This is a genomic window from Micromonospora sp. NPDC049282 (assembly GCF_043197045.1).
Lineage (GTDB): Bacteria > Actinomycetota > Actinomycetes > Mycobacteriales > Micromonosporaceae > Micromonospora.
This window is the reverse complement of the sequence record NZ_JBICSL010000025.1, coordinates 64,167-73,606: the sequence shown is the minus strand read 5'-3', so window position 1 is coordinate 73,606 and position 9,440 is coordinate 64,167. Positions and strand designations below refer to the sequence as shown.

General features: G+C 73.5%; 12 protein-coding genes. 5 read left to right on the top strand and 7 right to left on the bottom strand.

Annotated elements, in window-relative coordinates; translation table 11 throughout:
- Window positions 1-183: 183 nt before the first annotated feature.
- Entirely contained in the window at window positions 184-846 is a 663-nt protein-coding gene (locus ACGFI2_RS28375; protein ID WP_393522604.1) for a hypothetical protein, read from the top strand.
- A gap of 65 nt (window positions 847-911) precedes the next feature.
- Here ACGFI2_RS28375 and ACGFI2_RS28370 read toward each other — a convergent pair whose 3' ends face one another.
- The gene (locus ACGFI2_RS28370) at window positions 912-1,304 is read right to left on the bottom strand and encodes a nuclear transport factor 2 family protein (RefSeq protein WP_393522607.1); all 393 of its coding nucleotides are present in this window, start codon (window positions 1,302-1,304) and stop codon (window positions 912-914) included.
- A gap of 40 nt (window positions 1,305-1,344) precedes the next feature.
- Window positions 1,345-2,022, bottom strand: a complete 678-nt coding sequence (locus ACGFI2_RS28365) for an NAD(P)-dependent oxidoreductase (protein ID WP_393522601.1) — start codon at window positions 2,020-2,022, stop codon at window positions 1,345-1,347.
- Between the two features lie 102 nt (window positions 2,023-2,124).
- On the opposite strand from ACGFI2_RS28365, the gene ACGFI2_RS28360 reads away from it, so the two are divergent.
- Window positions 2,125-2,559: a winged helix-turn-helix transcriptional regulator gene (locus ACGFI2_RS28360; RefSeq protein WP_393522598.1), complete on the top strand. Its 435-nt coding sequence runs from the start codon at window positions 2,125-2,127 to the stop codon at window positions 2,557-2,559.
- Here the strand turns inward: ACGFI2_RS28360 and ACGFI2_RS28355 are convergent.
- The 3 genes from ACGFI2_RS28355 to ACGFI2_RS28345 form a co-directional block, all read right to left on the bottom strand.
- Window positions 2,504-2,914: a RidA family protein gene (locus tag ACGFI2_RS28355; RefSeq protein WP_393522595.1), complete on the bottom strand. Its 411-nt coding sequence runs from the start codon at window positions 2,912-2,914 to the stop codon at window positions 2,504-2,506. The genes ACGFI2_RS28360 and ACGFI2_RS28355 overlap by 56 nt on opposite strands.
- A gap of 113 nt (window positions 2,915-3,027) precedes the next feature.
- On the bottom strand, window positions 3,028-3,462 hold the full coding sequence (locus ACGFI2_RS28350; RefSeq protein ID WP_393522593.1) for a hypothetical protein: 435 nt from the start codon (window positions 3,460-3,462) through the stop codon (window positions 3,028-3,030).
- A gap of 102 nt (window positions 3,463-3,564) precedes the next feature.
- Window positions 3,565-4,032, bottom strand: a complete 468-nt coding sequence (locus tag ACGFI2_RS28345) for an SRPBCC family protein (protein WP_393522591.1) — start codon at window positions 4,030-4,032, stop codon at window positions 3,565-3,567.
- A gap of 90 nt (window positions 4,033-4,122) precedes the next feature.
- On the opposite strand from ACGFI2_RS28345, the gene ACGFI2_RS28340 reads away from it, so the two are divergent.
- Window positions 4,123-4,710 (top strand): GNAT family N-acetyltransferase, encoded by a 588-nt coding sequence (locus ACGFI2_RS28340; RefSeq protein ID WP_393522589.1) that lies wholly within the window; start codon window positions 4,123-4,125, stop codon window positions 4,708-4,710.
- A gap of 115 nt (window positions 4,711-4,825) precedes the next feature.
- Here ACGFI2_RS28340 and ACGFI2_RS28335 read toward each other — a convergent pair whose 3' ends face one another.
- Together ACGFI2_RS28335 and ACGFI2_RS28330 are read right to left on the bottom strand one after the other, a co-directional pair.
- Complete coding sequence (locus tag ACGFI2_RS28335; RefSeq protein ID WP_393522586.1) at window positions 4,826-5,200, bottom strand: type II toxin-antitoxin system VapC family toxin; 375 nt, start codon at window positions 5,198-5,200, stop codon at window positions 4,826-4,828.
- On the bottom strand, window positions 5,197-5,448 hold the full coding sequence (locus ACGFI2_RS28330; RefSeq protein ID WP_393522583.1) for a type II toxin-antitoxin system Phd/YefM family antitoxin: 252 nt from the start codon (window positions 5,446-5,448) through the stop codon (window positions 5,197-5,199). Before ACGFI2_RS28330 ends, ACGFI2_RS28335 begins: the two co-directional genes overlap by 4 nt.
- A gap of 173 nt (window positions 5,449-5,621) precedes the next feature.
- Between ACGFI2_RS28330 and ACGFI2_RS28325 the strand changes: the two genes are divergently transcribed.
- Window positions 5,622-6,218 carry a hypothetical protein gene (locus ACGFI2_RS28325; protein WP_393522580.1) on the top strand — a complete coding sequence of 199 codons (597 nt, stop codon included), beginning with the start codon at window positions 5,622-5,624 and terminating at the stop codon, window positions 6,216-6,218.
- Window positions 6,219-6,284: 66 nt separating this feature from the next.
- A complete protein-coding gene (locus ACGFI2_RS28320; RefSeq protein ID WP_393522577.1) occupies window positions 6,285-9,437 on the top strand; it encodes a BTAD domain-containing putative transcriptional regulator in 3,153 nt (1,050 codons plus the stop codon).
- Window positions 9,438-9,440 lie beyond the last annotated feature (3 nt).

Genomic DNA, 9,440 nt, shown 5'->3' with positions numbered 1-9,440 from the left:
CCCGACGCCCTCATCGCCCTGGCCATGCTCAACCTCGGCGGTCACCGCCCCCAACTCCCCAACCGATGACCCACACATCCATCACAAGACCCATATTTTGGAGCGATATACCTCATCTTCACCGGGCGCAGGGAGGAAAACAAGACTGTTTCTTCGCCCGTGACATCGGCAGTCTCTCTTGGCATGACCACCGACAATCGAGACGTGGGCCTCGCTCGCCGCCTGTCGCACGTGCGGTGGCTCGCGGGCGGCACCGGCGCGGGTAAGAGCACTCTCGCCCGGGCCCTGGCCGAGCGCTACGACGTGCTGATCTACGACGGTGACCGCGCGGAGCGCGGCTACGTAGGTCGGTGCACCGCGCGGGAACAGCCGTACCTCTGGGCGTTGCTGCACGCTCCGGGGGCGCGGCGGTGGAACGACCGCGACGCGCAGGAGGTCTTCGAGTCGATGCCGAGCCTGCACGGGGAGACGTTCGGCTTCGTGGTGGACGACCTGCTGGCACTGCCCACGGATCGTCCCGTCCTGGTCGACGACTTCCGCACCCTCCCCCGCGAGGTCGCTCCGCTGCTGACGTGGCCGGAGCAGGTGGCTTTCCTCCTGCCCACGCCGACGTTCCGGGACCGGGCGCTACGTGTGCGATTCGCCGACCCGGTCCGGGCCCGGGCGAACTGGGGAGACAGCGACCACGGCAAGGCGCTTGCCCTGCGGTTGGCTCGCGACGAGCTGTGGGACGCGGAGATCCGCCGGCAGGCCGTCGCGGCGCGTCTGCCGGTGGTGACCATCGACGGCTCGCGCGACGTGCTCGGCCTCGCCGGCGACCTCGCCGCCCGCTTTCGTCTGGACTGACCATCGGCCCGGGACGGGGATGCGAGGTGACCGTGGCGCACACAGCGAGGCGTCGCGCGTGCCGCTCAGTCGATCAGGCCGGCCGGGGGCAGGGTCCGGCCCTCCCTGCCGTGGGAGTAGTCCCGGGCCTCGGCCACCAGCCCTTCGTGGTCGAAGCGCAGCAGCGTGCAGCCGGAGATGGTGAGGGGCTGGTCGTTCGGGTAGGTCACCGCCCAGTACTCCACGGCCGCCGTGTCACCGTCGACGCGCGGCTCGCCGAACCAGACCTCGGCGGGGCGGGTCTCCTCGTCGAAGCACTCCCGCAGATAGTCGCGCAGGCCGGCACGTCCACGGTAGGGCCGGAACATCGACGCCCAGTGCACGCCGTCTTCGGCCAGCAGACCGACGATGCCGTCGCTGTCCTTCGCGGGCCATCCGTGGGCCCACGTGTCCGCCCACCGGTCGGCCGCGTCGCGCATGTCCACGATCCGTCTCCTCTGCTCGATGCTCGGCGTACTTCTACCAACCACCTCCGACAACCGAGCTGACGGTGCTGGCCTCGATCCCTGCCGGGGCAGCCGCCCGGATGCTCGCGGCGCCCCGGTGGTGGCGGGGCTCCTCGACCTCGTCGAGCAACGCGATCGCGAAGTCCGGGTAGCTGATCCGGCTGGCCGGGTCGCCGTGCTCGGCCAGCCGGTAGCGGCCGGTGCGCGCCCCGGCATGGTCGAAGTCGCCGGCGGGCGCCACGTACGTCCAGTCGAGGTCGCACGTCCGCAACTCCGCCAGGCCGGCCGCGTGGCCCAGCGCGAAGGAGCGGTACTCGTTCGGGTAACCGGGCTCGTCCATCAGGGGAGCACCGGACGCCCCGGGCAGGACCGACGCGAGGCCCACCACCGCCAGCCGGCGTACGCCCGCCTTGGCCAGCCCGGCGGCCAGGGCGCGGGACGCGGCGGTGAAGAAGTCGCACGGTGGCGCGGTCAGGTCCGCGGCCGCGCTGACGGCCGCGTCGTGACCGGCGGCGACCCGCGCGACGTCGGCCGGGTCGGTGACGTCACCCGCCACCACCCGCGCGTCGATCGGGTCGCGGTGGCGCGCCGGGTCGCGTACCACGGCGGTGACCTGGTGGCCGCGTCGCCGCGCCTCGCCGACGGCCGCTCGCCCGGCGCGACCGCCGGCGCCGAAAACCACGATGTTCATCAGGGAACGCCTCTCACCAGGGCCGGAGCCCGTACGCCCGGCCGGTTCGCCGACGTTATCGGGGGCCGCGGTTACCCCGGGGATACCCGTATCGTGGGTGGGATGAGGCAACCGTTGCCCGCCGACATGTTCGACGAGCTGTGCCCGTCGTCGCTCAACCCGATCCGGTTCGGCGACAAGTGGGCGGCGCTCGTCATCCGGTGCCTCGAAGGCGGGCCCCGCCGGTTCTCCGAGCTGCGGGTGCCGCTGCGCCGCGTCACCCCGAAGGTGCTCACCCAGTCGCTGCGCGCCCTGGAACGCGACGGTCTCGTCCGGCGCACCGTTCACCCGGGACGGTCGCCGCACGTCGAGTACGAGCTGACGCCGGTGGGCCGCAGCATGCTCGAACCGATCGCGGTGGCGTGCGCCTGGACCGAGCGGCACTGGGACGAGCTGCTCGACGCCCGCGAGTCCTACGACAACGCCACCCGCCCCGACCGGCCTACCGCGTCTCCGGCAGCGCCGCGGTCACGTCCAGCTCGACCAGCTGCCCGGTGAAACCGAGCTGGGCCACCCCGAGCAGCGTGCTGGCGGTCGTGAACGCGGCCGCGAGTGGTGAGTCCAGGAACCGTCGCCACACCTGGGCCAGCACGGCTTGGTCGGCGCTGACCACGTAGATGACGGTACGCACGACGTGCTCCGGTCCGGCGCCGACCGATCGGAGAGCAGTCACCGCGTTCCGGGCGATCCGGTCGACCTGGGCCTCGACGTCATCGGGACCCACCAGGACCCCGTCGGCGTCCAACGGGCACTGGCCGGCGAGGTAGGCGGTGCGTCCGGCCGGGACGACGGTGACGTGGTGGTAGCCCGGGGTGGCATGCAAGCCCTCGGGGTTGGAACTGATGATGGTCATGCTCCGCAGCCTCCCGGATCCAGGATTGAAGCGTCACCGGGTTTTGCGCGGCAGAGACGGGAGGAGGCCAGATGGAAGCCGGGCGGGTCCCGTCTCAGAAGTAGCGGGCAGCGCTACGTCCAGGGCGGCGTGTGCCGGGCCAGGTAGTCGCGGGCGCGGGGGAGCGGATCCGCCCAGTACTGGTGCGGCATGCGGCTGTGGTGCGCCGCGCAGAACTCCGCCAGATCGTCGGCGAGCGCGACGGGTTCCAACGGCCGGCTCTCGAAGTGGCGATTCGCCGCCAGCAGGTGCGGCTCCGGGTTCCAGCCGGAGTGGTCGAACGCCCATCCCGCCCAGGTCGCGTAGACGTGCCAGACCTGCGGGTCGTCGGCGAAACGCAGCCCGACAAGGCCGATCGACCGGTCCGGGTAGGCGGCCCGGCACACCCAGGCCAGGATGTGGCAGGCGCCGGCGGCGAAGAACGCCTGATCCGTGCGGTCCCACGCGACGCGCTGGTCGGACCGTTCCAGCGGGGTCCGCCGGAACACTCCCGCTGCCACCGCTGTCATGCCTCGTACGTTATCGGGGCGATCTCGTGCCACCGCGACGAGCCGAACGGTCAAATTCTCCGACAGGTCGCCGCGTTCGACGGACCGTACCCGCGTGGACCGTCAGCGGATCCCCTCGACGTACGACGCCAGGTGCGCCAGCGAGGACGCGATGCCCTCCTGATGGACGGCCTGGTCGATGCCGGCCGGCACGCCGGTCGCGGTGACCGTCACCTCGGTGCCGTCGCCGGCCGCGGCCAGGTGCCAGGTCATCGTCATGGTGCCCGCGTACGCCGGGTCGTCGGCCTGGAACACCGCGGTCTGCACCACCCGTGCCGGCCGGGCCAGATCGGCGAACCCGACGTCGACGACGTCAGTCGCTTCCGACGTCTTGCCCGGGCTGTCGGTGGGGTCGAGGTAGGTGAGCACCATCCGGAATCCGCCACCGGGCCGGGGATCCCACCGCTCGATCCGCCCGCGCATGCCGTCGGGCGGCAGCCACGCCTCGAGCGCGTCCCGGTCCAGGAGCGCGTCGTAGACCGCCGCCGGCGCCGCGGCGATCGTCGTGCTCGCCCGATCGATCCTGGTCACCGCCCGATTCTAGGCGCGGACGTCGCGGGCGGCAGCGGCAGAGCCGGCGGTACGGTGTCGGTTCGTCCTGATCGGGGGGAGGATCAGCGGATGAGGTTCCCGCTCTCGACGCCGCCCGCCGTTCCCGCCGGCACGCTGGCCGCCGGTCCGCAGCCGACGCTCGCCGCCGGCGACGACCTCGTCCTGCGGCCCTGGCAGGCGGCCGACGCGTCGACGTTCCTGGCCGCGTACCAGGATCCGGAGATCCGACGCTGGCACACCCGCCGACCCGCCTCCGAGGAGCAGGTACGCGAGTGGTTCGAGTACTACCGCCGGGCGTGGCGGCAGGAGACGGCGGCGAGTTGGGCGATGACGTACGGCGGTGGTGAGGTGCTGGGACGCATGGTCCTGGGCGCCATGGAACTCGGTGACGGGGTGGCGGTGTGCGCGTACTGGGTGGTTCCGGCCGCTCGCGGCGCGGGCGTGGCCTCCCGGTCGTTGCGGGCGGTGAGCGACTGGGCCCTCGGTGCGGCCGGCTTCCACCGTCTCGAACTCGACCACTCGACCCGCAACCACGCCTCCTGCCGGGTCGCCGTCAAGGCCGGGTTCCGCCCGGAGGGCACCAGACGCAGCGCCGCCGTGCACGCGGACGGACGGCACGACATGCACGTGCACGCCCGCGTCCGCGGCGACGACTGACGGCGGCGTCCGTCGACCGTGCTCGACCTCGACCCGGGCTGCGCGCCGGGCGTGCCGGAGGGGTCGAATCCGTTCGGCGGTGAAGGGCGAGGCGAACGCCCTGCCATCGGGCCGGTCAGACCTTGAGGACGTCGACATCGTATTGCGCGATCGAACCGTCCCGCGAAGCCAAGGTCATGTGCTCGGTGACCGCTTGGGCCACCAACATCCGGTCGAAGGGGTCACGGTGATGGGGTGGCAGCCGGTCGGCGCAGATCGCGTGGGCGTGGGTCACGGGTAGCTCCTGGAAACCCATGTCGCGGATCCGTTCGGCGAGGTCGGCCGGTCCGTCGAGCTTGCCCAGGCCCTGTTTGACGGTGATCTCCCACAGGCTGACCGGGGACAGGAAGATGTCGGGATCGTGGCGCAACCGGTCGAGGAATCCGGTGTCGAGCGTCGAGTCCCCGGCAATGGCCCAGAGCGCGACGTGGGTGTCCAGCAGGAGGCTCATGCACCGACGCCGAAATCAGCTGCGATCTCGGCGTTGGTCTGCGGTGAGTCCCAGTCGCCGGAGAGGTCGATCTGCCCCGCGAGTGACCCGATTGCGGTGCGGTTGGTACGTCGGACGAGGGGCACGACCTTCGCAACCGGCGTCCCCGCCCGGTCGATGATGATCTCCTCGCCGCGTTCCACCCGCTCGATGATCCGCGAGAGGTGGGTCTTGGCGTCATGCATGTTGTAGTGCACCTCGGCAGACATGACCACCCCTTCGGTTAGCTAGGACCTTAGTCCAGTTCGACGGAGGCTGCCACGGGCACGCCGTGTTCGGCCCCGGGCAGTCCCGCCGTGCGTCGGCCGGCGGTGGTTGCGGGGCGGTGCCGAGGAGCGGTCGTGTGTGATGATCGATGCCGGGAAGCACCGCGGGAGGACGTGTGAGCGAGCCACAGCGCGGCACCGCGCCACGGACGCCGTTCTGGCAGTCGATGGCCGGGCTGCTCACCGCCGTTGCCGGCCTGATCACCGCGCTCGTCGGCGTCGCGGCCTTCGTCTACCAGGTCGCCGGTGGTGGCTCCGCCGCCGCTCCGGAAACGCGATCGTCGACCGCGTCGGCCCCGGCCCGGGCGGCCGGCCCCGGCACGTCCGCACCGTCGGCCGGCACCTCGGAGAGCGCCGTCGTCGGCCCGGTCGAACTGCTCTTCAACAACAATGGCGTCGATCTTGACGCCGACCCGCCCAGAGTGGCCACCGGGCCGGACCCCGAGATCGACATCTACGACGCAGGCGGCTTGATCGACAGCTTTCCCATCTGGGCGGGCCTGGCCAGGTGGAGTTCGGCCGGCGTGCCGAGCCGGCAGGACTGCATCTCCCTGCTGAACGGCTACGCGACGATCGACTCCACCTACCGCAAGGGCAGCCGATACTGCGTGCACACGCGGGGGGACGTCCACGTCGCGTTCGTCGAGTTCGTCGCACCGATCGAGGCCGGCTGGAAGATCCGGGTGACCGTCTGGCCGGGCACGGCCGACTGACCTGCCGGCCGGGCCGTACCACCCCGGCCGGGTGGCTCGCTGGTGGGCGGATGAGAGAGTGGCAGCGTGCGGGTGGGGATCCTCGGGCCGCTTGAGGTCCGTGACGGCGAGCAACTCGTCGACGTCGCCGGGGCGCGGCTGCGGGCGCTGTTGATCCGCCTCGTCCTCGACCCGGGCCGGCCGGTGAGCGTGTCGGCGCTGGCCGAGGCGCTCTGGGCGGACGCGCCGCCCGCCGACACCGCGAACGCCGTGCAGACGCTGGTGTCCCGGCTGCGCCGGGCGGTGCCCGGGCTGGGCGTACGCAGCGGCCCGGGCGGTTACCGGCTCGACCTGGCCCCGGACGACGTGGACGCGGAACGGTTCGCGGGGCTGGCCCGGGACGGCCGGGAGGCGTTGCGGGACGGGGACGCGGCGCGGGCGCTGGCGACGCTGCGGGACGCGCTGGCGTTGTGGCGTGGCCCGGCGCTGGCCGAGGTGGCCGACGCCCCGTACGCGGGCGCCGCGGTGGCGCGGCTGGCGGCGCTCCGGCTCACCGCGCAGGAGGACCGGATCGAGGCGGAGCTGCGGACCGGCCGCCCGGAGCTGCTGGTCGCCGAGCTGGACGAGTTGACCGCCGCGCATCCGTTGCGGGAACGGCTGGCCGCGTTGCACCTGCGGACGCTCGCCGCCGCCGGGCGGCCCGCCGAGGCGCTCGGCGCGTACGAGCGGATCCGGAAGCGGCTCGCCGACGAGCTGGGGGTGGACCCCTCGCCCGAGCTGCGGGCGGCGCACCTGGCGCTGCTGCGGGGCGAGGCGACGCCACCGCCGGTGGCCGCCGCGCCGCGGGGGAACCTGCGCGCCGCGCTCACCACGTTCGTCGGGCGCGACGACGACCTGCGCCGGCTCACCGGGCTGCTCGCCGACAACCGGCTGGTCACGTTGATCGGGCCGGGCGGGGCCGGCAAGACCCGGCTGGCCGGGGTCGCGGCGGGGCTGCTGGCCGACGGCGTACCCGGTGGGGCCTGGCTGGTCGAGCTGGCGCCGATCACCGACCCGACCGACGTGCCGCGGGCCGTGCTCGACACGCTCGGCCGGCGGGACCGGACGCGGGAACCGGTCCGACCGACGGCGCGGGACACGCTCGGGCGGCTGGCCGACGCGATCGCCGCCGACCGGATGCTGATCGTGCTGGACAACTGCGAGCACGTGGTGGAGGCCGCCGCCCGGCTCGCCGAGGAGCTGCTCGGCCGCTGCCCGGGGCTGATCGTGCTGGCCACGTCCCGCGAGCCGTTGGGCATCGTCGGCGAGGCGCTGGATCCCGTACCGCCGTTGCGCCTGCCGTCGGCCGACGCGACGCCGGCCGACGCGGTCGCGTACCCGTCGGTGCAGTTGCTGCGGGACCGGGCCGTGGCCGGGCGCGCCGGTTTCGCGGTGACCGACGACAACGTCGCGGACGTGGTGGAGATCTGCCGCCGCCTGGACGGCCTGCCGCTCGCCATCGAGCTGGCCGCGGCACGGCTGCGGACGCTGTCACCCCGGCAGGTCGCGGCCGGTCTGGACGACCGGTTCCGACTGCTCACCGGCGGCAGCCGGACCGCGTTGCCCCGGCACCGGACGCTGCGCGCCGTGGTGGACTGGAGCTGGGGGCTGCTCACCGGCGACGAGCGCCGGCTGGCCGAGTGGCTCGCCGTGTTTCCCGCCTCGATCACCGCCGAATCGGCGGCCGGCGTCGCCGGGCCGGCCGCCGCCGCGCTGCTCGACGCGCTTGTGGACAAGTCGCTGCTCCAGGTGGTCGGCGACGGGCGGTTCCGGATGCTGGAGACCATCCGGGAGTACGGGCTGGAGCGGCTCGCCGCCGCCGGCGCCGCCGCCGAGGCGCGCGCCGCGCACACCGCGTACTTCCGGGACCTGGTCGCGACCGCGGAGCCGCACCTGCGCACCGCCGGCCAGCTGCCCTGGCTGCGGCTGCTGGCGGCGGAGCGGGAGAACATCATCGGCGCGCTGCACTTCGCCTGCGACGCCGGTGACGCCGACACGGCGTTGCGGATCGGCGCGGCGCTGGCGCTGCCGCTGGTGATCTGGGGCAACGACGGCGGGATCGGTGGCGACGTGCTGGCCCGCGCGCTCGCGCTGCCCGGGCCGGCGCCGGTGGCGGATCGGGCCGTGGTGCTCGCCATCCGGATGATCACGGAGATGTTCCACTGTGCCCGCCAACCGACGGAGGAGCAGGTGGCGGAGCTGAGCGCCGCCGTGCGCGCGGCGGACGGGACCAGCCACCCGATCGTGGCGTTGCTCGAACCGGCGCTGTCGATCTTCACCGACGACACCGCTGCCGGGATCGCCGCGGTGGACCGGACGCGCGGGCACGCCGACCCGTGGACCGACGGGACGTTGCTGGCGATGCGTGGCCAGATCAAGGAGAACGACGGCGACGCCGATGGCCTGCTGCGCGACCTCACCCAGGCGATCGAGGAGCTGCGCGTGGTCGGCGAGCGGTGGAGCCTGTCGATGGTCCTGAGCAACTACGCCGACGCGATGACCAAACGCGGCGACTTCCCGGCGGCGACGGCCGCGCTGGAGGAGTCGGCGCGACTGGCCCGCGAACTCGACCCGACCGCCGAGCCGGGCTTCCAGTTGGTCTGGCTGGCGGCCCTCCGCGCTCGGGCCGGTGACGTGGCCGGCGCCAAGGTGGAGTTGCGCCGGTTCGTCGCCGACCGGATGGCCGACCGGAACGGTCGGGACGCCGCGTTCGGGCTGATGATGCTCGGCGACATCGCCCGGCTGGAGGGCTCGCTCGACGAGGCGCAGGAGTGCCTCGCCGAGGCGATGCGCCGCCAGGAGGTGGCGCCACTGGTCGCGCCACAGTTCCGTGGGCTGCTGCTGGCCACGATGGGGCACCTGGCGCTCGCCCGTGGCGACGTGGCGGGCGCGCGGACCTGTCTCGGCGAGGCCACCGGCCAGGCCCTCGCGGCCCGGGACATGCCGGTGGTCGCGATCATCGCGGTCGGCTGGGTGGCGGTCGGCGAGGCGGAGGGCCGGTACGAGCGGGCCGCCGAGCTGCTCGGCACGTCCGACTCGCTGCGCGGCTGGCCGGACCGGTCCAACGCGGACGCGCAGCGGCTCGCCGAGCGGCTCCGGGCCGAGCTGGGCGACGACGGGTACGCCGCCGCGTACGCCCGGGGCCACGGCCTGAGCCGGGCCGACGCCCTCGCGTTCGTGGGCGGCGACCCGGCTCGGTGAGGG